Annotated in this window: 22 protein-coding genes; 10 read left to right on the forward strand and 12 right to left on the reverse strand. The window is 64.7% G+C overall.

Annotated features, from left to right (window positions below; genetic code table 11):
* Positions 1-80 precede the first annotated feature (80 nt).
* From RT424_RS12385 to RT424_RS12395, 3 genes are all read left to right on the forward strand, one after another.
* Positions 81-1,895, forward strand: a complete 1,815-nt coding sequence (locus RT424_RS12385) for a diguanylate cyclase (RefSeq protein ID WP_313438407.1) — start codon at positions 81-83, stop codon at positions 1,893-1,895.
* Positions 1,896-2,004: 109 nt separating this feature from the next.
* On the forward strand, positions 2,005-2,304 hold the full coding sequence (locus RT424_RS12390; RefSeq protein ID WP_313438410.1) for a hypothetical protein: 300 nt from the start codon (positions 2,005-2,007) through the stop codon (positions 2,302-2,304).
* A gap of 19 nt (positions 2,305-2,323) precedes the next feature.
* Entirely contained in the window at positions 2,324-3,649 is a 1,326-nt protein-coding gene (locus RT424_RS12395) for a replication-associated recombination protein A (protein WP_313438412.1), read from the forward strand.
* Between the two features lie 3 nt (positions 3,650-3,652).
* On the opposite strand, the gene RT424_RS12400 is transcribed toward RT424_RS12395, so the two are convergent.
* The 10 genes from RT424_RS12400 to RT424_RS12445 form a co-directional block, all read right to left on the reverse strand.
* Positions 3,653-4,411, reverse strand: coding sequence for an enoyl-CoA hydratase (locus tag RT424_RS12400; protein WP_313438415.1), 759 nt, complete (start codon positions 4,409-4,411; stop codon positions 3,653-3,655).
* A gap of 56 nt (positions 4,412-4,467) precedes the next feature.
* Complete coding sequence (locus RT424_RS12405; RefSeq protein ID WP_313438417.1) at positions 4,468-6,999, reverse strand: TonB-dependent receptor; 2,532 nt, start codon at positions 6,997-6,999, stop codon at positions 4,468-4,470.
* Positions 7,000-7,096: 97 nt separating this feature from the next.
* On the reverse strand, positions 7,097-8,035 hold the full coding sequence (locus tag RT424_RS12410; RefSeq protein WP_313438419.1) for an ABC transporter substrate-binding protein: 939 nt from the start codon (positions 8,033-8,035) through the stop codon (positions 7,097-7,099).
* A gap of 3 nt (positions 8,036-8,038) precedes the next feature.
* Positions 8,039-8,899, reverse strand: coding sequence for a TauD/TfdA dioxygenase family protein (locus RT424_RS12415; RefSeq protein WP_313438422.1), 861 nt, complete (start codon positions 8,897-8,899; stop codon positions 8,039-8,041).
* Positions 8,900-8,925: 26 nt separating this feature from the next.
* Entirely contained in the window at positions 8,926-10,260 is a 1,335-nt protein-coding gene (locus tag RT424_RS12420; RefSeq protein ID WP_313438425.1) for an LLM class flavin-dependent oxidoreductase, read from the reverse strand.
* 104 nt (positions 10,261-10,364) lie between these two features.
* On the reverse strand, positions 10,365-11,456 hold the full coding sequence (locus RT424_RS12425; RefSeq protein WP_313438428.1) for an LLM class flavin-dependent oxidoreductase: 1,092 nt from the start codon (positions 11,454-11,456) through the stop codon (positions 10,365-10,367).
* Between the two features lie 25 nt (positions 11,457-11,481).
* Entirely contained in the window at positions 11,482-12,714 is a 1,233-nt protein-coding gene (locus RT424_RS12430) for a rhodanese-like domain-containing protein (RefSeq protein WP_313438430.1), read from the reverse strand.
* Positions 12,711-13,331, reverse strand: coding sequence for a cysteine dioxygenase (locus tag RT424_RS12435; RefSeq protein WP_313438433.1), 621 nt, complete (start codon positions 13,329-13,331; stop codon positions 12,711-12,713). The genes RT424_RS12430 and RT424_RS12435 overlap by 4 nt, the downstream gene beginning before the upstream one ends.
* On the reverse strand, positions 13,328-14,125 hold the full coding sequence (locus RT424_RS12440) for an ABC transporter ATP-binding protein (protein WP_313438435.1): 798 nt from the start codon (positions 14,123-14,125) through the stop codon (positions 13,328-13,330). Before RT424_RS12440 ends, RT424_RS12435 begins: the two co-directional genes overlap by 4 nt.
* Before the next feature lie 54 nt (positions 14,126-14,179).
* Positions 14,180-14,986: an ABC transporter permease gene (locus RT424_RS12445; RefSeq protein ID WP_313438438.1), complete on the reverse strand. Its 807-nt coding sequence runs from the start codon at positions 14,984-14,986 to the stop codon at positions 14,180-14,182.
* Between the two features lie 272 nt (positions 14,987-15,258).
* Between RT424_RS12445 and RT424_RS12450 the strand changes: the two genes are divergently transcribed.
* The 6 genes from RT424_RS12450 (at position 15,259) to tenA (ending at position 19,330) form a co-directional block, all read left to right on the forward strand.
* Positions 15,259-15,927, forward strand: coding sequence for a peroxiredoxin-like family protein (locus RT424_RS12450; protein WP_313438441.1), 669 nt, complete (start codon positions 15,259-15,261; stop codon positions 15,925-15,927).
* A 153-nt stretch (positions 15,928-16,080) separates the two neighbouring features.
* Complete coding sequence (locus RT424_RS12455; protein WP_313438443.1) at positions 16,081-16,731, forward strand: hypothetical protein; 651 nt, start codon at positions 16,081-16,083, stop codon at positions 16,729-16,731.
* A gap of 69 nt (positions 16,732-16,800) precedes the next feature.
* The gene (locus RT424_RS12460) at positions 16,801-17,322 is read left to right on the forward strand and encodes a hypothetical protein (protein ID WP_313438446.1); all 522 of its coding nucleotides are present in this window, start codon (positions 16,801-16,803) and stop codon (positions 17,320-17,322) included.
* 68 nt (positions 17,323-17,390) lie between these two features.
* A complete protein-coding gene (locus tag RT424_RS12465) occupies positions 17,391-17,783 on the forward strand; it encodes a VOC family protein (RefSeq protein ID WP_313438448.1) in 393 nt (130 codons plus the stop codon).
* Positions 17,784-17,834: 51 nt separating this feature from the next.
* Positions 17,835-18,671, forward strand: a complete 837-nt coding sequence (locus RT424_RS12470; RefSeq protein WP_313438451.1) for a S1/P1 nuclease — start codon at positions 17,835-17,837, stop codon at positions 18,669-18,671.
* Positions 18,668-19,330, forward strand: a complete 663-nt coding sequence (gene tenA, locus RT424_RS12475; protein WP_313438453.1) for a thiaminase II — start codon at positions 18,668-18,670, stop codon at positions 19,328-19,330. Before RT424_RS12470 ends, tenA begins: the two co-directional genes overlap by 4 nt.
* A 42-nt stretch (positions 19,331-19,372) precedes the next feature.
* Here the strand turns inward: tenA and RT424_RS12480 are convergent, their stop codons facing one another.
* Together RT424_RS12480 and glpK are read right to left on the reverse strand one after the other, a co-directional pair.
* Positions 19,373-20,689 carry an Hsp70 family protein gene (locus RT424_RS12480; protein ID WP_313438456.1) on the reverse strand — a complete coding sequence of 439 codons (1,317 nt, stop codon included), beginning with the start codon at positions 20,687-20,689 and terminating at the stop codon, positions 19,373-19,375.
* An 82-nt stretch (positions 20,690-20,771) separates the two neighbouring features.
* Positions 20,772-22,262: a glycerol kinase GlpK gene (gene glpK, locus RT424_RS12485; RefSeq protein WP_313438458.1), complete on the reverse strand. Its 1,491-nt coding sequence runs from the start codon at positions 22,260-22,262 to the stop codon at positions 20,772-20,774.
* A 170-nt stretch (positions 22,263-22,432) separates the two neighbouring features.
* Between glpK and RT424_RS12490 the strand changes: the two genes are divergently transcribed.
* The coding region (locus RT424_RS12490) for a glycerol-3-phosphate dehydrogenase (protein WP_313438461.1) at positions 22,433-23,152 on the forward strand (720 nt) is incomplete at its 3' end.

The following is a 23,152-nucleotide window of genomic DNA, read 5'->3' on the forward strand; positions in this document are numbered from 1 at the left end:
TAGCCGTTTACAGGATGCTAACCATATCCCAGTAGCGATGCGCCATGTTCCCGCTGCTCTCCAGACGACTTCGCCTGCCATTGCGCGAGGCCGTTCTGACAGCCACGACCTATTTCGTCTGTGCCGCGATCGCCCTGCAACTGACCCGCTTCGATGCCGGGATAGCTGTGGTGTGGCTGGCGGGACCGGTCCTTTTCGCGCGTCTGTGCAGCACCCCGCGCCGGCATTGGATCGGCATGGCGCTCGCTTGCGCTCCTTTGGCATTCTGCGCTTCGATCCTTTTCGGGTTTCACGGGCTGGTCGCTCTGCCGCTGTCGATGCTCTGCATTGCCGAAGCCTTCTCCGCTGCCTGGCTGGTGCGTCGCATCTACCCCCGCTTCGGCAGGTTCCAGTCGCTGGCCGAGGTCGGCTCTTTCCTCCTCGTCGCCGGGGCGCTGATACCGGCAATCACCGCTTTCGCTGCCGCCTATAGTACCCACGTCACGCAAGGCCTCGCCTATTGGCCCGCCTGGCGGGACTGGTTTGCAGGCCATGCGCTGGGCTTCATGACCTTCGCGCCGCCTCTGCTGCTGTGCCTGCGCGGCGAAACCCGCCAGTGGATCGCCTCGGCAGGACGCAAGCGCATGGGCGAAGCGGCGGTGCTGCTAGGCCTCGTGCTCGTCGCCTCGCTGATCACTTTCGGGCAGAACGCGAGACCCCTGGTAATCGTCCCTTTCGTGCCCACGATTGCCGCCACGCTGCGGCTGGGTCGCTTCGGCGCGGTGTCCTCCATCCTCATCCTGGTGACCGTAGGCCTCTCGTTATCGCTCGCCGGTCGCGGGCCGACCACGCTGCTGGCCGGTCCGATGGCTGTGAAATTCCAGGTCCTCCAGATCTACTTCGCCTCGGTCGTTCTCATCGTCCTGCCGCTCGCCGCCGAGCTGCGCTCGCGCCGTCGCCTTGTGGAGCGGCTGCACGCCGCCGAGGCGCTGCACCGCGCCGTGCTGGACCGGATGAGCGACATCGTGGTGCGGATCGGCGCCGACGGCCTGGTCCGCTATGCCTCTCCCTCGGCCTTGCAGGTCTCGGGTTACGCGCCTGCCGAACTCGTCGGTCGCTCGATGTTCGACCTGATCCTGCCCGAGGACGTGCCCGTCATCGACGAAGCGCGCGGCAAGGCCCTTGCCCATCCCGACGACGCGGCGATCGTCGAATACAGGGTTCGCTGCAAGAACGGCGATATCGTCTGGGTGGAAAGCCACATTCGCGGGATTGTCGACGAAGACGGCCGCACGTCCGGCACGGTCAGCATCATTCGCGAGATTACGCGGAGACGGCAGCTCGTGGAAAACCTTACCGCCCAAGCGATGACGGACCACCTGACCGGCGCCTTGAACCGCCGCGCCTTCGATGAGGCGCTGGCAGCGATGTTGGACGCTTCCGGGCCGGAATCTTCCAAGCCAGACACGTCCGACCAGGGGGCGACGGCGGGTTGCCTCGCCCTGTTCGATCTCGACCACTTCAAGCAGATCAACGACCGCTATGGCCATGCCACGGGCGACGATGTGCTGGTGCGCTTTGTGGCCATCCTGCGCGGCGCTGTCCGCGAGGGAGACCTGGTGGCCAGGCTCGGCGGCGAAGAGTTCGCCGCCCTGCTCAGCGGCCTGAGCCTCGATCAGGCCCATCTTGTCTGCGAGCGCATTCGCACGCGATTCGAGGAGGCGGCCGTCCGCGATCCTTCGGGTGCCCGCGTGGAGGCGACGGTCAGCATCGGGATCGCGCCATTGTCTCTCGGCCAGGATGGCCGCGCAGTCATGGCGCTTGCCGACGATACGCTCTATCGCGCCAAGCAGGATGGGCGGAACCGCACCGGCCTGCCGATTTTGCCCGGCTCCACGCACCGCCGAAGCGCCTGAGTGTGACTTTGCGGAAGAACGCCCGCTTGGCACTTGCACCAAGCCCGCGTCGGCTCCACAATGCTGCAATGCAAAATCCATCGAATACCGAATTGGCCTGACCTTACAAATGATCGACACCCGTCTGAGCCTCATGGAAGCGATCTCGCTCCGCAAGACCGTCAATGCCCGTTACAACGGGGGCATCATCAAGCTCGCCCCGCACCTGATGTTCGAGCGGCATGGCGACCTGTTCGTCAGCGCTTTGAACCTCACCAAGGCATGGCGCTCGCCAGAGGAACGCCGTCTCGGCCAGTTCAAGCTTGCCGGTCTGGAAGTGACCGAGCTGCTGGACGAAGTGTTCGAGCCCCTGCCGGACTTCGAAGCGGCTCCCCCCCGAAGCGACGACACGCTGCTTCTCGCGGTCTGACGATCCGGGCAACACGCGGATGCCAGACCTGTTCGCCGGGTCCGATCCGGTTCACAACACACCGCTGGCCGCATTGCTTCGCCCGGTTTCGCTGGACGACGTAATCGGACAGGACCATGTCGTGGGCGAAGGATCGATCCTTCGCCGGCGCATAAGGGCAGGCACGCTGGGAAGCGTGATCCTCTACGGGCCGCCCGGCATCGGCAAGACCTCGATCGCACGCGCCGTTGGAGGAGCGCTGGGCAAGACGTTCCGGCCCCTCAACGCGACGCGCGCCGGGGTTGCCGAAATCCGCAAGCTGGCGGACGAGGCGCGCGTCCATCCCCTGCTGATCTTCGTGGATGAAGTGCAGCGCTTCACCGCCACGCAAACCGACGACCTTCTCTCCATCTGCGAGGAAGGCATCGCCGACTTCATCGGTGCGACCACCGGCAATCCCTATCACGTCCTCACCCCGGCGCTGGTTTCGCGTTCCACCATCCTCAAGCTGGAGCCGCTTTCCATCGAGGATATGGCGAAGGTGGTTCGGCGCGGGATCGAGCACCTCCATGGCCGCGGCATCGCCATGGTCATGACGCCCGAACAGGTCCGGCTGGTGGCCGGCCGCTCCGGCGGCGATGCCAGGCGCGCCCTGACGACGCTGGAAAGCCTGGCGCTGGGTCACGAGGAAGGCGTGTTCGACGTCAGCGACGCCATGATCGAGGAAGCCTATGCCGCTGCCCCGATCAACCACGACCGCTCCGGCGACGCCCATTACGACGTCGTCTCGGCCTTCGTGAAGTCCATGCGCGGATCCGATCCCGACGCGACGCTCTACTGGCTGGCCCGGCTGATACACGGAGGCGAAGACCCCCGTTATATCGCGCGGCGGATCATGATCCACGCCTCCGAAGACGTCGGCCTTGCCGACAACACGGCTTTGCAGACCGCGGTGGCGGCGCTGCATGCCGTGGAGAAGATCGGCTATCCCGAAGCGCAGATCGTCCTTGCCCACGCGGCCCTTCACGTAGCGCGGGCGCCCAAGTCCGCCTCTTCATCGCGCGGCATATCGACAGCGCTCCAGTTCGTGGCGGGGCACCCCCCTGCCCCGGTTCCGCTGCACTTGCGCGACGCCCATTACAAGGGCGCGGCACAACTGGGCCATCAGGGGTACCTCTGGCCGCACGACGATCCACGCGGTTGGGTGGAGCAGGTCTATTCGCCCATGCCTGCCGGATCTCTCTACCGAAGCGAGGCGCGCGAAGGCGGTACTTTCGAACGGCGGGCCGACGAGCATTGGCGCAAGGTAACCGGGGCCGAACAGCCCCGGCGCCAACCCGAACGCCAACCGGATCCGGCCGACTGAACGTCAGCCCCGCCTGAAATCAGGCGGCCGCTTCTCGAAGAAGGCCGCGAAGGCCTCACGCGCTTCCGGCGATTGCAGGGCCTGCCGGAAAATCCGCGCTTCTTCTTCGATCCGGGCCGAGATCGAAGCCGGATCACCCTTCATCAGCCGGCGCGTCGCAAGCAGCGCCTCAGGCGGCTTGGTAATGAGCAAGGCCGCTTTCGCCCGCGCATGGTCCAGCAATCGATCCGCCGGCACCAGCGCCGTGACCAGGCCCGCCCGCTCCGCGCCCGGCGCGTCCATCGGCTCGCCCAGCAGCAGCATGGCCGCCGCTTTCGCATGGCCGAGAACCGCCGGGGCAAGAAGGCTGGCTCCGGCTTCCGGCACGATGCCCAGGTTCACGAAGGGCATGACGAACGCCGCATCCGGCGCGGCATAGACGAGATCGCAGTGGAACAGCATCGTCGTGCCCACGCCCACCGCCATGCCCTGCACCGCCGCGACTATGGGCTTTTCGAACCGCGCGATCGCACGAATGAAATCCAGCGCCGCCTCCGCGCCGTCCGGACCCGTCATGAAATCGGCAAGATCGTTGCCTGCGCAGAACGTCTCGCCCCGGCCCGAGAAAAGTACGGCGCCGATGTCCGCACGGGACGCGGCCTCTGCCAGGGCAGCGGTCATCACCCGATACATCGGCGCCGTCAGCGCATTCTTCTTTTCCGGACGATCAATCAGGATTTCGAGGACGCCTCCATTCTCGATCACCGCGACGGCTTCTTTCACGCATCTCTCCCTGGCTTGTCCCGCCGGGATGCCTCAAGCCGCGCGAATTGCCAATATCAGAACCGGAAGCCCACGCGGGCGTAGTAGAAGCCGCCGCTGAGGCCGAAGGGGGCAAAGCCTCCGAACTGGCCCGAGCCATCGGCGGCGATCGCGCCGTTCTTCTCGGGATAGACGTCGAAGAGGTTGTTGGCGCCCACCGCGACATCGAGATTGTCGGTAAGCTGATAGCCCAGTTCGGCATCCGTCACCCATCTGGCGCCGAAAGTCCGGTCCGACGCCGCGACGTTGCTGGACTCGGTATATTTGCCGAACCGGGTGACCCGCAGAAGCACGCGAACCTTGTCCAGCGACCAGTTGCCGGACAGCACCACCTTGCTGCGCGGCGTGGCGGCAACCAGGTCTCGCTGGGCCTGGCGCCCGAACAGGGTAACGTTGAGGGTGCTCAGTTCCGGTGGATTGTCGATGACGTGCAGGATTTTGGTGCGGTTGTAGCTGTAGGCGGCGTTTAAGCGGAATTCGCCCAGGCGGTCCGTTCGCAACAGGTATTCCGCCACCACGTCCACGCCGCGGGTGCGCGTGTCGATGGCATTGGTGAAGAACTGGGCGCTGTCCACATCGTCGATGCCGTTGGCGACGAGAATGTTCTTGATCGCCGCGCCCCCGTTGGATGCGGTGCCGAGGAACTCGGTCTTCACGATCCGGTCGTCGATGCGGATCTGGTAGGCGTCCACGGTCAGGCGGAAGGGACCGGTCTCATACGTCAGCCCGGCCGTAAAGTTCAGAGACTTCTCCGGCTTCAGCGGCGTTGCCCCCAGCGCGATGGCGGCCGCACTGTTGACCGGCAGGAACTTCGAAACCGTCGAGACGCGCTCTTCGCCGATGACGGTGACCGTATTCTGGGTGGTCGAGAACGCAGTCTGCGCCAGCGACGGCGCGCGGAAGCCCGTGTTGACGCCGCCGCGCAGAGCCAGGCCCTTCGCCAGTTCCACCCGTGTCGAGCCCTTGGCGGCGAAAGCGTTGCCGGCACTGTCCGAATAATGCTCGAAACGCCCCGCCAGGCCCACGAACCAGCCGGGTGTCAGGTCGGTGGAGACATCCACATAGGCCGCCACGTTGTTGCGGCTCGTGCTCGATGCATCGGCGGGTGACGTCCCGGTGAACGACACCAGACCGGGCGACGGCGAGCGGCCGCCATAGAGCTGGCCGAACGGCGTCCCGTCAGCCGGGATCACGTAGCCGCCGTCACGATAGGAATCGGGCTCGCCGGCTATGTTTCGAAACCGCTCCCAACGATGTTCCACGCCCACAGCCAGGCTGAGCGGCCTGGCAAAGCCCAGGTCCACTTCCCGGCTGAGATCGAGATTGTTGACCCACAGGTCCTGCTTCTGGCGCCCCATGAAGAAGCTGGTCTTGCTGTCCGGCCCGATCGACGGATTGAGCGTATTGTCCGCGCCCAGCTCCACGTTGTCGCGGCCGTAGCTGGTGGACAGGTCCAGCGACCAGCCCGAGAACTCCGTGCGCAAGCCGAGCGCGGCCTGCCAGTCCCATTCCCATATCCGCCGATAGGCCTGGAAGCCTGCCGGATAGAGCTGTGGCAGCACGGAGGCGCCGGATGTGTTCGCCTGTCCATTGTACCCGGTAGGCGCCGCGAAATAGGCGCCGCGCGCATCCTTGATGTCACGGTAGCTCAGCGTGGAGAAGGAATAGAGCGTGGTATCCTCTCCTACCGGCAATTCCGCATTGTAGCTGCCGTTGACGATCTTGTCGCGGTTGGAGCGGCCGTAGCCCCCGGCAATGAGATGGTCCGCATCCGCTTCGCGCGGATCGGGCTGGCCGTTCACGAAAGGATAGAGATAAGGCACCGGCTGCGCGGAGGAATCCGCGCGATCGTGGTATTTGGCCTCGACGGAAAAACGGGCGAAGCCGCCGTCTCCCAATGGCGTCCCGTAGGTTCCCGCCACTTGCGCCAGTGCCCCGCCCTTTTCGTAGAGTTGGCCTCCAGTCACCGAGAATTCCCCGCCGCGCGGCGTATTGTCGAGAATGATGTTGATGACGCCGGATATCGCGTCCGATCCATATTGCGCCGCCGCGCCATCACGCAGCACTTCGATCCGGCCCACGCCGACGGTGGGTATGAGGTCGATATCCACCGGCGTGGAACCGCCGGAAATGCGCGAAAGGTTGTTGATCAGCGAGGTCGTATGGCGACGCTTGCCGTTGACCAGAACCAGCACGTAATCCCCGGAAAGCCCGCGGATCGAGATCGGACGAACGCTTGCCGAAGTGCCGCCGCCGCCCAGCGCGGGCATGCTCAGGGAGGGGATGATATTGCCCAGAATCTCCTTGAGCCCGGTGCGGCCGGTATTCTTGAGTTCCTGCGGGCTGATGACGTCGATCGGGACCGGGCTGTCCGCCACCGACCGCTGTATCCGCCCGCGCGCGCCGGTGACGACGATGGCGGATCCGTCCGCCGCTGCCGCCGCACTATCGGCAGCGGGAAGAGCATCGACAATATCCTCTGCCTTGGCGGAAGAAATGGTGATTATGGAAACGCCGACAAGAAAACTGGAAACCAGAACTTTTTTCACATTAGCCCCCGAAAATCAGAACCACGAGAGCTTATTGGCATCTCAACTGATTTAGTTGAAATTGATTTGCCTGATCCGTTGGCAAGTTTTTCTTGATTCAAACATCGAGAACGAAAGCCTCATTCAGAGGGCGCACTGACTTTACCTCCCCGAAACGCTGAAATGTGTCCAGAACCACTTTCTGATCGGCAATGACGGCCTGATCGATCGGCACCCGTGACCGCAGGTTCTTCTCCGCCGTCTGTCGCGCGATATCCAAGGGAAGACCGGTTTCCCGCGCGAGCACGGCGCTGAACGCATCGACGTGACCATCCGCCCAGGTGAGCGCCTTGGCTTCCCGTCGCAGGAAGTCGGACAATTGCTCGCGCTTGCTCGCGATCGCGCTCTCTGCCGCGATCTCGAACCCGTACCCTTGCGAGAACTGCCGCCCATCCACCACGATCCGATCGCCCTCGGCCTGTGCGGCGGCGATGTAGGGCATCCATGTCGACCATGCATCGACGGCGCCGCTCTGCAAGGCGGCGCGGGAGTCGCTGGGCGAAAGAAACACGATCTTCACATCTTCCGGCTTCAGCCCGGATTCCAGGATCGACCGTAACACCAGGTAATGCCCCACGCTGCCGCGCGTGGTCGCGACCTGCTTGCCCTTCAGCCCCTTGCCGTCGCGGACCGGCGATGCGGCGGGCACCACGATCGAAAGCGCTCCGGGGAACCGCGCCTGGCTGCGTTGAGCGCCAACGGCCTTGATCGGGCTGCCCGCCTGATAGGCGAACTGAAACGGCGCATCCCCGACGAGGCCCAGATCGACCGCGCTGCTGCCCAAGGCTTCGAGCAGGTTCTGGGCCGCGGGAAACTCTGACCATTCGACCTTGTAGGGCGCTCCATCCAGTGCGCCGGAGGCCAGCATCAGCGCCTTGGTGCCGCCTTTCTGGCTGCCGACCCGCAGCACGTCCGCATTCGTGCCAATGCCCCGGCCGCAAGCGGCCAGGGCAAGACTCGTCGAAATTCCCGCAAGCAGGTTGCGTCTGTCGAGCATTCTTCAGAGATCCGTCCAGAGCGGTTCGTCGGCGATGAGGATGCGGTGCAGTTCGCGGGGGAAGTCGCCGTAATTGCGAACGGCGAAGTGAACCGTCGCGCGGTTGTCCCAGAACGCCACCGTTCCCGGTCGCCAAGAGAAGCGGGCTTGAAGGTCGGGTCGCTTGTATTGACGCAGCACTTCGTCCAGCAACTCACGGCTTTCCGATAGTTCCAGCCCCAGGATTTGCGGCTGCTGCTGGAAGTTGACCCAAAGTATCTTCTGCCCCGTCTCGCGATGGGTTCGCACGATCTTGTGGGAGACGATCGGATATTCGTGACCCGAAAGCTCCAGCGCGGGCACGAAGTTATGCGTGACGTACTTGCCTTCGAGGCGTTCCTTGATCTCGCCCGGCAGCGTCTCGTAGGCCAGGTTCGCATCGACCCAGATCGTGTCGCCGCCGACTTCGGGCAGGTTCACGTCCCGCAGAACGGCGCCCCAGGTCGGCACGAGGCGCCAGCTGGTATCGGTGTGGTAGGCATCGCCCGCCTTGAGCTTATAGCCCAGCTTCTTCTCATAATCGCGGTCGTACTTGGCCGCGATCGCGTGAACTTCCTTGTTCGCTGCGTCGTGGCGCGTGGTCGGATGGGTGTAGAGCGGACCGAAGTTCGCCGCGAAGGCCGCCTGCTGGGCGTCGTCGATCGACTGGTCGCGGAAGAACAGAACCTTCCACTTGAGCAACGCGGCACGGATGGCGCCTCGTAGTTCGTTGTCGAGAGGCTTGGAGAGGTCGATCCCCTCCACCTCGGCGCCTAGCGTCGGCTGAACGGGGCGAATGACGAGACGGTTGTCGGCGATATCGAAAGTGGAAGCTGTGCTTGCCATTGTTCTGCTCCTTTCCGTGGATTTCTTCAGGCGGCCGCGCGGTGCTGGCGCGCGGCGGTGTTGCGGTTGACGGGAACGTCCAGCCCGAGCGTCTCGCGCAAGGTGCCGCCGGGATAGTCCTGCTTGTAGATCCCGCGCGCCTGAAGGATCGGCACGACCTGATCTACGAAGACGTCCAGCTGTCCGGGCAGGGACTCGAACAGGTTGAAGCCATCGGATCCGCGTGCTTCCAACCAAAGCTGGAAGCGATCGGCGATCTGCTCCGGCGTGCCGGTGAAGTGGCTGCGCGGGGTGGCTACCCGCAGTGCGATTTCACCCAGGGTCAGCCCGCGCGCGGCGTCGGCCAGCACCCGTTCGGATGCGCTCTGGTTGCTCTTGCGCCCCTCTTCGGCGACGTGAGCGGGAAACGGACCATCCGGATCGTAGACACTGAAGTTGTGATCGTTGAACGAACGGCCGAGCGCGCGCAAGGCGTTCTCCAGGCTGACAAGGCCGGCCAGTTCGCCGTGGAGCCGTTCGGCTTCGTCCTCCGTCGACCCTACGATGGGGCGACCGCCGGGCAGGACCAGCAGCTGGTCGGGATCGCGCCCGAACCCCCGCGCCCGCGCCTTTACGTCGGCGTAGAAAGCCTGCCCTTCGGCAAGATCCTCCTGATGGGTGAAGATCGCCTCCGCATGGCGCGCGGCGAAGTTGCGGCCGTCTTCGGAGGAACCGGCCTGGAATATCACCGGCTGCCCTTGCGCCGACCGCGAAATGTTGAGCGGGCCCTTTACCGAAAGGGACTCGCCCTTGTGGCCCAGTTCATGGAGCTTGTCGGGATCGAGAAACTGCCCGGTTTCCTTGTCGCGCACCAGCGCGTCGTCTTCCCAACTGTCCCACAGGCCCTTCACGACATCGAGGTACTCCTCGGCCAGGCGGTAGCGGACGTCGTGATCGAGATGGCTGTCGCGGCCGTAGTTGGCGGCGCTACCTTCGAGCCATGAGGTCACGACATTCCAGCCGGCCCGACCTCCGCTGATATGATCCAGCGAGGCGAACTGCCGTGCGAGATTATAGGGCTCGGTATAGCTGACCGTCGCCGTGCCCACGAGACCGATGCGCTCGGTCACAGCGGCAACGGCGGAAAGGATGGTCAGCGGCTCGAAACGGTTGAGATAGTGCGGCGAGGACCGGGCATTGATCGAAACGCTATCGGCCACGAACAGGTAGTCGAACTTCCCGCGCTCGGCCACCTGCGCCTGGCGGGTGTAGAACGAAAGGCTGGTGCTGGCGTCCACCTGGGCGTCCGGGTGGCGCCAGTCGTCCCAGCCGGGACCGACGCCGTGCAGGATGAACCCCAGCTTGAGTTGACGAGTGCTCATGTCATTGCTCCTTCTGCGTGGGTTCAGGCTATGTCCCGGAACGCTGCCCGACCAACGCGGATGGCTGATAGGAACATGAGTAATTCCAATGCCGCGAACTGTTTTCAGCTTGCCAGCGCGGTTCGGTCTGCCGCTTCGCGCGACGCAACCCTGGCCCGGACCAGCGGGATCAGTTCGCGGCCATAGTCGATCGCATCTGCGAGAGGTTCGAACCCTCTGATCAGGAAATGATCGATGCCGATATCGTAATATTCCAGCAGGGCATCGGCCACCTGCTCGGGCGTGCCCACCAGCCCGGTGCTGTTGCCGGCCGCTCCGGTCAGCGCGGCGACGCCGGTCCAGAGGCGGGTATCGCGGCGCTGGGTCTGCGCGGTCTCCAGCAGTCGCAACGATCCCGCATTGGGCGGACGATGGCCGCTGGTGGGCAGCCCGGCCGCCTCGCGCTGGGCGCGGACCTGTTCGGCGATGGCGTCGGCCTTCTTCCAGGCTGCTTCCTCGGTGTCCGCGATCACCGGCCGCAGCGAGAGCGAGAAGCCGGGATTGCGGCCATGGCGAGCCGCGGCGTGGCGTACCGTGCGCACGGATTCCGCGACCTGTTCCAGCGTCTCGCCCCACAGGGCATAGACATCGGCATGACGCCCCGCGACCTCGATAGCTTCGGGCGATGAGCCTCCGAAGAAGACCGGCAGGTTATCCGGCTTCACGGCGCTGAAACCGCCGCGCACTTCGTAGAACCGGCCGGAATGATCGAACGGCCGGCTTTCGTTCCATTCGCGCTTGAGTACGTCGAGATACTCGTCACTGCGCAAGTAGCGTTCGGCCTTGAGCGTATGGACGTCGCCGTCGCGCGCCATTTCCTCGTCGGCGCCGCCGGTGATGATGTGCACGGCAACGCGTCCGCCCGAGAGCTGGTCCAGCGTGGCCAGCTGCCGCGCGGCCAGGGTCGGTTGGGTGAAACCGGGCCGGTGCGCGACCAGGAAGCCCAGACGCGTCGTGATTGCGGCGGCATGGGCGGCGACGATCTGGCTTTCCGGCGAACTGGAGCCGAACGGGATCAGCACGCGGTCGAAACCGCCTTCTTCCTGCGCGCGCGCGGCGGCATCCACATAGTCGCGATCGAGCACCCGCGAGCGCGGCCCTCCATGAATCTCCGAGGTGTCGTTGAAGCCGATGTAGCCGATGAACTTTACGGTCATAAGGAAAGTCTCCCAGCGGGAAGGATCAGATGACGAAGAAGCCGTGGGTGCCGTCACGCTCCAGTTGCGCGACAAGGCCGTATTCCCACTCGAGATAGGCCTGCATGGCGGCGGCCCGGTTGTCGGTGCCCTCGTAAGGGCGCTTGTAGCGACCGTGCGGTCCGCGCGGGGGCGGTGCGCCGTCCTCTCCGGTTTCCAGAGGGCCGTCGAACGCATCGGCCAGCACCAGCACTTCCCAGCCGAGCTGGGCCAGCCACGAAGCGGTCATGTCGGCACGCGGCCCGAGGTCGTCCGCCAGCACGATGCGGGCGCCGCGCACGGGGGCGAAGTGGTCCGTCTCCTGCACGAGCTGGCCGCCCGGCGCGTTGCGGAAGCCCGCCGGATGGCCCGCCGCGAAATCAGCAGGCTGGCGCACGTCGAAGCGGTAGAGCGTACGCTCGGTCTCCCCGAGCAGGGCCCGCAAATCCTCGCTGTCGATCCGGCGAACCCCGGCGCGATAGGCAACGTCGCGCGCGCGTTCGCGCGCCACGTCGAGTTCGGGTTCCGCGCCGCGCTCCACGCTCTCCTGCCGCCCCGTCTCCAGCGACTGGCCGGCAAGGGTCCAGCCGATGGTCCCGTTGCGCAGCGCGAAAACCCTGTTCGGCAGGCCCGCGTTGATCAGGGACTGGGTGCCGATGATGCTGCGGGTACGGCCCGCGCAGTTGACGATGATCGTGGTATCCGGATCGGGGGCCGCAACGGGGGCGCGCAGCACGAGTTCCGCTCCGGGCACGCTGCGTCCGCCGGGAATGCTCATCGTGGCGTACTCATCGAAGCGACGGGCATCGAGGATGGCGATGTCGGCTTTCTTCTCGATCAGTGCCAGCACGTCCGGCGCAGGCAGCGAAGGCGTGTGGCGGCGATGCTCCACCAGTTCGCCGAAGGCCTTGGAGTAGCTGTTGACGTCCTCGAACAGTTCGTAACCCGCTTCGCGCCATCCCGTGAGACCGCCTTCCAGCAGCTCGACCTGCGTATAGCCGAGTGCGCGAAACTGGTTCAGCGCCGGCTCGGCCAGGCCTTCGCCGTCGTCGTAGACGACGATCGCCGTATCCTTGCGCGGGATGCGCCAGGGCGCCTCCAGGGCGATGCGCTGCAAGGGGATCTGCGCGGCGAACAAGGGATGGCCAAGCGCGAATTGCGCTTCCTGACGCACGTCGACCAGCGCGATTTCGCGCCGGGCCAGAAGGCTGCTGCGCACGTGGGACGGCGTCACGCTCATGCCCGGATCACTCCATTCCAGAGGTTGGGCAAGACTTCGTTCGCATAGCCCGAGATGAAAGGACGCTCCTCGCCGCTGTCGCGGTAGATCGCGCGTTCGACAGCGCCGATATTGCCGCCATAGACATGGATGGAGATCGAGGTCCGGTCGTCGAAGGCATTCGCGACGCGGTGAATATCCCCCGCCTGCGGATCGATCGCCTCCACCTCTCCCTCGCCCAGTTCCGTCGGAGCGCCTTGCCGAACGAGCGGGCCGTCATCCCGGCGACGGTAGCTCTGCACGCTTTCCGCTCCCCGCAGCACACCTACGAGGCCCCACACGCGATGGTCGTGGATCGGCGTCGCCTGTCCCGGGCCCCAGACGAACGAGACCACGCTGAACCGCTCGGCGCTGTCGCAGTGAAGGAGGTATTGCTGATATCTCTCGGGATGCGGTTGGGCGAATTCCTCCGGCAGCCAGTCGTCGCGCGAAACCAGGCGCGAGAGGAGCTTGCCGCCGTGCTCGAGAATGCCGGCGCGGGATGCCCCGCTGTCCAGGATGGCGGCGAAATCCCTTACGAAACGGCGCAGCGGCGCGACATCGATTTTCGGCACCACCAGCGAGACCGGCGCATTCATGCCAGACCACCTGCGTGAAGAGCGATGACTTCTGCCGGCGAGGGACCGTTCTCCACTTTTCCGCCCAGCGCGCCGAGCAGGCGCGCGCGCAGTCCCCGCGCGACCTGTCCACGCTCACCGCGCGGCGCCTCGATCCGTTCCTGGGCGACGATGCGGCCATGGTCCAGCAGCACCACGCGATCGGCCAGGGCAATGGCTTCATCCACGTCATGGGTGACCATCATCACCGCCGGGCGGTGCCGGTTCCAAAGCGAAAGCACCAGTTCGTGCATCCGCAACCGGGTCAGCGCGTCCAGGGCCGCGAAAGGTTCGTCCAGCAGCAGCAGGCTGGGCTCGCGCACGAGCGCCCGTGCCAGCGCCACGCGCTGCGCCTCGCCACCCGACAGGGTCAGCGGCCAGGCATCGAGCCTGTGACCGAGGCCAACTTCGCGCAGAGCGTCCTCGGCCCGCTGGCGAACATTCCCGCCCCGCAGGCCCAGCGCCACATTGCGCCAGACTTTCTTCCACGGCAGCAAGCGGGCATCCTGGAACACCACGGCGCGGGAATCCGGCACGATCACGTCCTGCCCCGTCGTCGGATCGAGCCCGGCCAGCGTCCGCAACAGCGTGGTCTTGCCCGAGCCCGAGCGGCCAAGCAGGGTCACGAACTCGCCGGGCGCAATATCGAGATCGAGATCCGAGATGATGGTATTGTCACCGAAGCTGCGGGTGAAGTCGCGCAGATGAACGACGGGTTGGCTAAGGTAGTAGTCGGGTGCAGCCACGCGAGAATGGCCAGTCTGTCGAGCATTCATGGCATTGTTCTCCGATCCTGGGGCAATTACGAGCGTCATTGCGAAACGATGCGCTCATTGTGAAACGATACTGGGACGCCAGACGAGCGCGCGCGCCTCGATCGCGCGGACCAGCGCGTCGGCGGCAAGGCCGAGCACCGCGTAGATCATCAGGCACACGACGATGATGTCCGTCCGCATGAAGTCGCGCGCATTGTTGATGAGATAGCCCAGCCCCGCCGAAGCGTTGATCTGTTCGGCCACCACCAGCACCAGGATGGCCACCGACAGCGAGTAGCGCAGGCCTACCAGCAGCGACGGCAAAGCGCCCGGCAGGATGACGTGGACGATCTGCTCCGCCCGGCTGAGCCCAAAGCTGCGCGCACCTTCCAGCAGACGCAAGTCCACCCCGCGAATGCCGCTGTAGAGGTTGAGGTAGACGGGAAAGATCGAGGCGAAAGCGATCAGTGCCACCTTCGGCGTCTCCCCGATGCCGAACCAGACGATGAACAGCGGCGTCAGTGCCAGGGTGGGGATCGTGCGCTTGATCTGCATGATCGGATCGACCGCCACTTCGCCCTGGCGCGACAATCCGGCGACGAGCGCCAATACCGCGCCGGACAGCACGCCGATGGCAAGCCCGATGGCGATACGCAGGAACGACACCCACAGATTGGCGGCCAACTCGCCGGAAAGCGCCATGTCGAACAGGGTAGACAGCACTTTCGAAGGGGCCGCCAGCGTCCGCTCCGGAATGAAGCCGGATCGCGAGCCGGCTTCCCACAAGAGCAGCAGCAGGAGCGGCGAGAGCCATCGCGCGCTGCCGAGCCGTGGCACCAGGCTACGAACAGGTGATGAGGAAATTGGGATTGCCCTGGGCATCGTTTCTCGCTTCCACGGTGAGGCGAGAGGAGACGCCATATTCTCAACTAATTCAATTGAGTTATGGGAGCTGGCCTATCAGCTATGCTCATAACGGGTGAAATTGCGCGGATTCCGGCTGCCAGCCCGTGCCGAAATTGGGGTGAACGCCATGCGCTCCAACGCGGACCAGCGCCTTATTGAAAACTCTCAAGCGCCGCACCGTGCTTCTCGTTGTTCCCCGTCGCCCCGCGAAACTAGCTTGGTCGCGGCCAACTACACGCGAGGAAAAGATGACCAGGAGCCTCAAGGACCGATTTGCCGATTTGCAGGCCGAACGGGAGCGCACATGGAGCGCCGAACAACTTTCACGCAACGCCGCCCAGCGTCGGGTGCTGGTGGAGCGCCACGATCCGTTCGCCTTCCCACAGCGCGGTGAGGAAATCGCGCCCTTCACGTTGATCGATCAGAACGGCGCCACCGTCACCCGCGACGAACTGCTGGCGGATGGCCCTGCGGCACTGGTATTCTTCCGCTTCGGCGGCTGCCCGGCCTGCAACGTCGCCCTGCCCTATTACAACGAAACGCTCCTGCCCGAACTGCGCCGACAGGGTGTGAAACTTGTGGCAGTCAGCGCTCAGGTGCCGGTCGATCAAGAACTGGCGAGCCGCCATGCCCTGGGCTTTCCCGTCACCGGCGATCCGAACTACACGCTGGCCCGGCGGCTTAACATCACCTTCTTCCCGGAGGAGCAGCCCCCGGTTCCGGAAGGCGAGCCGTGGATCGGCCGCACCCTTGGCACTTTCAGCTACGAGATCGACCAGCCCGCCGTTCTTATCCTCGATCGGAACGCCCGCGTCCTGTTCTTCGATGCCAGCCCGGACTGGTTGCACCGCACCGAAAGCGAGACGATCCTGGCCGCCTTGCAGGACCAGAAGGAAAGCAGCATTCCGGGTGAGTGAAAGACGCATTAAAAACGGGTCGATGAGCCCAAATGGTCTGCAACGCTTCGCTTGTTTCTGGGGTGTTGATTACGGTCGGCCATTCGGCTTAGACTTTCCCCTGCAAAGTCCTGATCGACATCGGGACTTGCCGTACAGGGGGTTTCAAAGAAGATGCGTTCATCCAGTGCTTCCTTTATCGCCGCGCTGACGCTGCTGCTGGCAGGCACCGCTCCAGCCGCGGCTCAGGTTGCCCCACCGGCTGCAAGTGAAGCGGCGGGCGAAATTCCCGAAGGCTTCACGCTGGATCGGGACGGGACCACGCTGATCCACTCGGCAAGCGGGCTGCGCTTCCCAGCGGAGTTCGAAGGGTTCAAGCGCCTGAACGAACGAACCTTCGATCCGAGCGGCGAATATGTGGCGATCGGCTACGATCGACCGCTTGGAACCAGCTCGGACGCAGCCTCAAGCAAGAACCGCATCGTCGTGCGCATGGCGATCGTCCATATAGACGAAATGCCGGCGCGCGATCACTACATGATCATGCGCCAGGCCGCGATGGCCCACTTCGCAGCGCCGTCGATCGTTTCCGAAGGTCCGGCCAAAATTCCCACCAATACCCGGCTGGACGCCTATCGCGGCACCTTCAGCGGCTATAGCGAAAACCAGCCCTGGCTGTTCAGCCTCACCACCGTCAACTACGGCTACTGGAGCGGCCGCATGACCGCTGCCTACCCGAAAGCCCAATCCGCCGAAGCCGAGAAATACCTCGGCCTGCTTCTGGGGGAAGTGAGGTCGCAAAAGCCCAAGCCGCCGAAGCGCTGAGAGCCCGAATTTCGCAAAAGTCGTTCCCAGCACATTGAAAATCTGGAAAATATGGCGCAGGCGGCAATCATGAAGCTCTTCCTTCCGGTTGCCGCCGCGCTCGCTTTCACGCCGTCCATCGCCGTCGCGGAAACGCCCGACTTCTTCTCTGCCGCCTTATGCGAACCACCCTATTCGACACAATCGGCAACGCAGCTTTACGAAGCTGCCGAGGAAATGGGCCAAGCGGATACCTCTTCGCTCGGAGCTGCGATCTATCGCCTGGGAGAACCGATCGAACGGGACGGCTTCACGACGCGAGAGGTCGTCTTTGCCGGCATGTCGGTGGGCGTCCTGCTCGATGGCCAGGTCGCCGCCGAGGTCGCCCGGCGCTATGGTCTTCAGCCCGAGGAAAGCCACCTGTTCGGAGCTTCCAGCGCCGGTTTCGCGCGCGCTCTGCCGGAAGACCAGCAGGGCATGAAGGATTTGGGGATCATCTCGATCGTCGCGCGGGAAGGTCCGGCAATGGTCGTCAAGACCCTGCTGGCCTGTGAGTTCGTTTCGAACGAGGATCGGCAGGCTCTGGAAGCCTACGAGAAAGGCGAAAACTGACTGCGGCTTTCGCCAGTTCGTGCGGGCCATGGCGCGACAGAGCGGCGCCAGCCTGCTACGAACCATCGATGCACGCGATCCACCATATAGCCATCATCGGGTCCAACTACGCCCGTTCACGCCGCTTCTACCACGAAGTTCTGGGCTTTCCGATCATCCGCGAGATTTATCGCGAGGAGCGCGCGTCCTGGAAGTGCGATCTTGACGCAGGCAATGCCCAGATCGAACTTTTCTCCTTCCCCTCGCCCCCGCCGCGCCCCTCCCGTCCGGAAGCCTGCGGACTGCGCCATCTCGCCTTCGCGGTAACCGATCTGGACGGAGAGATCACCCGGCTGGAAGCGGCCGGGGTGGAATGCGAACCGATCCGCATCGATCCCTACACGGACAGACGCTTCACCTTCTTCGCGGACCCCGACGGCCTGCCGCTGGAGCTTTACGAGATGGCGGGTCCAAACGACTGACCTGATTAGAGGAACTGGCATGGCGGGCCGGTTGCTGTATGGAGTGCGGCCATGCGCTATCCGACTCTCTCCCTTTCGCTCGCCGTCACGCTCGCCACGGTCATCGCCCCCGCATCGCCCGCCCTGGCCTGGGGAGCGATAGGCCACCGCATTACCGGCGCCATTGCCGACGAGAACCTCAGCGGCGTTGCCCGCGCGCAGGTCCGCCTCTTGCTGGGCACGGAAGATCTTGCCGAAGCGGCCACCTGGCCGGACGACATGAAGTCCGATCCCGCCCCCTTCTGGCAGAAGCAGGCCAGCCCCTGGCACTACGTGACCGTGCGCGAAGGAGACGCCTATGCGCCGTCCGACGCGCCGCCGGAAGGCGATGCCCTGACCGCGCTCACCCGTTTCACCGCCACGCTGCGCGATCCGAAGGCCTCCTTGGACGATCGCCGCTTGGCGCTGCGCTTCATCGTCCACATCATCGGCGACCTGCACCAGCCGCTCCATGCCGGCGGCGGCGACGATCGGGGCGGAAACGACGTGAAAGTCACCTGGTTCGGCAACCAGACCAATCTCCACTCGGTGTGGGATTCGGGCCTGATCGAGCAGCGCTCGCTGTCCTACTCCGAATATGCCGGTTGGCTTTCGCGCAAGATCACGCCGGAGCAGGTCGTAGCCTGGAACGTGCGCGATCCGCAGGTTTGGGTGGCCGAGAGCATCGCCCTGCGCAAGACGATCTATCCGACGAACCCGGTCATCTCCTGGGACTATGCCTACCAGCACCGCGCCGAGGTGGACGACCGGCTGGAACATGCCGGAATCCGCATCGCTGCATACCTGAACTGGATCTTCGACCAGGACGCGACTGCCACCAAGCCTGGCCGGCGCGGAGTATCGCGATGAGCTTCTGCGAAACGATCTGGGCGGAACTGGCGCCCCTGCGTCGCGCGATCCTGTCCCACCCCTTCTTGGACGAGCTGGCCGAGGGCACTCTGCCGCCGGAGAGCTTCCGTCACTACATCGTGCAGGACAGCCTCTATCTTGCCGAATATGCCCGCGTGCTGGCCATCGCCGCCGCGCGAGCGCCAAGTGCGGCGGGTCGGCTGGAGTTTTCGGACGGCGCCAAAGTGGCCGTGCAGGTCGAGGAAGCCCTTCACCAGGCGTTCTTCGCCCAGTTCGGCGTGACGCCCGGAATGGCGGAACAGAGCGAGGCTACCCCCGCCTGCCTCGGCTACACCGGCTATCTCGCCAGCCTTGCCGCCACGCGCAGCTACGAGGAACTGATCGCCGGAATCCTTCCCTGTTTCTGGGTCTACTGGGAAGTGGGCTGCGACATCAAACCGCGCGCGGCTTCACCCAACCCCTACGCAGCATGGATAGAGACTTACGCGGCCCCCTCTTTCGGAGAGGCCACGCAGCGGGTTCGTGCGCTGGTGGACCAGGCCGCCGCCGACGCCACGCCGGCTATCCGCACAGCCATGGCCACGGCCTTCCGCAACGCCACGCGCTATGAATGGATGTTCTGGGATTCCGCTTATCGGCGAGAGACCTGGCCGATCTGAACCACCCGGCCGAGCGTTCCTTGGGAGGCTTGAAACGGCCGCTCAGTCCGGCTCGCCGGCGGTCCACTCGTCCAGGTCGGGCGACTGGCCGATCAGCGCAAGGCCATGGGCGATCGAGGTCAACTCGTTGCCGGAAGCAAGCCGTTCTTCACCGAAGCGTTCCACGAACAGCCCACGCACCGCGGGTATCAGCGAGGAACCGCCCGTGAGGAAGACATGGTCGATCTCGTCCGCCCGCAGTTCCGCCTGCGCCAGCGCGCCGTCCACCGTTTCCCCGATGCGCTGGAGATCGGGCGCGATCCAGCTTTCGAATTCGCCCCGGCTCACTTCGGCCTCGATGGTCAGCGCTTCGCTTTCGAAGCGGAAGGCGGCATGGTCCGCAGCGGATAGCGTGCGCTTCAGGCGGCCCACCGCTTCGTAAAGGCCGAAGCCCAGTTCATGCTCCACCACCGCGATCATGCGATCGATGGCGGCGGGATCGGTGGCGCCATGCTTCAGCCGCGCCAGTTGTTCCAGGGTACGACGGTTGCGCATCATGGCAAGGCGGGACCAGTCCCCGAAATCGGCGAAGTGGCCCGCAGGGATTTCCAGGACCTTGTCGAACGATCGATAGGTGCCGCCCTTGCCCAGCAGCGGCAGCACCAGATGATCCATGATGCGATAATCGAAGCGATCCCCGGCAATGCCGATCCCGGCCGATCCCAGTGGCAGGCACCGCCGCGCCGCGCCCGGCGCCTCCACCCGGACGATCGAAAAGTCGCTGGTGCCGCCGCCGAAATCCGCAACCAGCAGGGTCGCGGGCTCGGTGAGGCGGGACGCGAAACTGAATGCCGCGCCGATCGGCTCATAGACATAGTGGACGGTCCGCCCCAGCAGCCCGAACATGGCATCGTAGCGCTTGCGGGCCAGCGCCTCGTCCGGACGCGACCCGACATAGCGAACCGGCCGCCCGACGACGACGCGCTCCGGCACTTCACGCAAGGCATGCCCCGAATGCCCTACCAGATGCTTCAGGAAGACCTGACCCAGTTCCTCGAACCGCAGCCGTTTCTCGAACAGGGTTGCATGCTCGAACGCCGGGTTGGCCGCCACGGACTTGAAGGATTGCAGGAAGCGCGACCCTTGCGGAAATTCCAGAAATTCCGAAATCGCCCAAGGCCCGGCCTCATGCGCCAGGCCGCCGCGAACGGCTTCGTCCTGCCAGAAGCACAAGGCGGAGCGAAACACCGAACCCGCCCCGCCTTGCGCGGCGAACTCCACGAGTTCGGCGTCCTGCGCATGTTCGGCGATGGCGATGACCGAATTGGTCGTGCCGAAATCGATGCCGACGGACCGGGAAGCGACCGGGTTGGCCGACATGACGAAAATCCTCGCTGAAACGGAAATGGGCTGCGCCTATCGCAGCCTCCAACCCGACGCGCAAGTCGCTGTGCGGTGTTGGTTACTGGCTAAGGGTCCGCCTCAAGGCATCGTGCCAACCGTCGATCAATCCCCTGCGGGTCCGGCCGTCCATCCGGGGCGTGAAAAGGCTTCCCTGCATCCAGGTGGCGGAGAGCGCGGCGAGATCGGGCCAGACGCCTGTGGCCAGACCCGCATGGAAGGCCGCGCCCAGCGCCGTCGTTTCCAGATGAACCGGGCGCTCAACCGGCACCTCCAGCATGTCCGCCAGGAACTGGCAGAGCCAGTCGTTCGCCGCCATGCCCCCATCCACGCGCAGCTTGGCAAGCGCATCGCCGCCGTCAGAGACCATGGCCTGGGCCAGGTCCATGGTCTGGTAGGACACCGCTTCCAGTGCCGCGCGGGCCAGATGGGCCTGGGTGGCGCCCAGGGTCAGGCCGAAGATGGCGCCACGCGCATCCGGATCCCAATGCGGCGCGCCCAGCCCCACGAAGGCGGGGACCATGTAGACGCCGTGATTGTCGGGCACCTGCGTCGCCATGTCGTTGGTCTCGCGCGCGTGGGTGATCACCCCGATGCCGTCGCGAAGCCATTTCACCGCCGCGCCCGCCACGAAGATCGAGCCTTCCAGCGCGTAGGTCATTTTGCCATCCAGACGGTAGGCAGGCGTGGCCAGCAGCCGATTTTCCGAAGCGAGCGCTTCCGATCCGGTGTTCAGCAGCATGAAGCAGCCGGTGCCGTAAGTGGACTTGGCCATGCCCGCCTCGAAACAGGCCTGGCCGAACAGCGCCGCCTGCTGGTCGCCCGCGACGCCGGCCAGCGGGATCTCGACGCCGAACAGCGCCTTGTCCGTCATGCCGAACAGATGGGCGTTGTCGTGCACTTCGGGCAGCATCTGCATCGGCACGCGGAACAGGCGGCAAAGCTCCTCGTCCCAGCGCTGCTCCCGGATATTGTAGAGCAGCGTCCGACCGGCATTGGTCACGTCGGTGGCATGGACCTTTCCGCCCGTGAGGCGCCAGAGCAGGAAACTGTCGATCGTGCCGAACGCAAGCTCGCCACGTTCCGCACGAGAGCGGGCATCCGCCACGTTGTCGAGGATCCAGGCCAGCTTGGTGGCCGAGAAGTAGGGATCGATCAGCAGACCGGTGCGCACCCGAACGTCCGGCTCGGCACCTTCCGCCTTGAGATCCGCGCAAAGACGAGCGGTGCGGCGGTCCTGCCAGACGATCGCGCGATGGATCGGCTTGCCGCTCTCCCGCTCCCATACGACCACCGTTTCGCGCTGGTTGGTGATGCCGATGCCGGCAATGCCGCGTTCGCCCACACCGCTGCGTTCTATAGCTTCGCGAGCGACCCTGACGGTATCGCGCCAGATGTCTTCCGCATCGTGCTCTACCCAGCCCAGATCCGGGTAGTGCTGCTCGAACTCGGACTGTGACGTGCCGAGGGGACGAGCGGCATCGTCGAAGACGATGGCACGCGTGGAGGTGGTGCCCTGGTCAATGGCGAGGATGTGGCGGGGCTGGGTCATGGCGCGTATCTCCGAGGGTATCCTGTCGATCCAGTCAAGCCCGGCGCATAACGATCGACGCCGCCGTTCTGCGCATGCTTTCGAACGAACGTCAAATGTTTCGTTTGATATTTCGTATTGCCGTGTCTATTTTCATAAATCGAAACCACGGTCATTTTACGAGAGTTCCCATGCCCCAGACAGAGGCGCAAGTTTCCGCGCAGTCGTCAGTTCCGGATGATCAGATCGAAAGTTACGACCTGCTGATCGTCGGCGGTGGCATAAACGGTGCGGGGATCGCGCGCGATGCGGCAGGTCGGGGTCTTTCGGTGCTGCTGGTCGAACAGGACGACCTTGCCAGCCACACGTCCTCGGCTTCTACGAAGCTGATCCACGGCGGGCTTCGCTACCTGGAATACTACGAGTTTCGCCTTGTTCGCGAGGCGCTTATAGAACGCGAAAGGCTGCTCGGCATGGCGCCGCACATCATCTGGCCCTTGCGCTTCGTCCTGCCCCAATCGCGCTCCCCCCGCCCGGCCTGGATGGTGCGGCTCGGCCTGTTTCTCTACGACCACCTGGGCGGACGCAAGAAGCTGCCGGGCACGGAAACAGTTGATCTGGATCGCGAAATCCAGGGCAAAGGGCTGAGACGGCAGGAAACGAAAACGAAAGGAAAGGGCAAGGCTTTCGTTTATTCCGACTGCTGGGTGGAAGATAGCCGCCTGGTCGTGCTCAATGCCATGGATGCCGCCGCGCACGGTGCCCGGATCGAAACCCGCACCAGACTGACCGACGCAGCAAGCGAAAACGGCGGCTGGATCGCCACGATAGTAGGAGACAAGGGCCCTCGCCAGGTCCAGGCGCGCATGCTGGTCAACGCAGCCGGGCCTTGGGTCGCAGACCTGCTGCGC

It is taken from the genome of Novosphingobium sp. (assembly GCF_032093395.1).
GTDB lineage: Bacteria > Pseudomonadota > Alphaproteobacteria > Sphingomonadales > Sphingomonadaceae > Novosphingobium.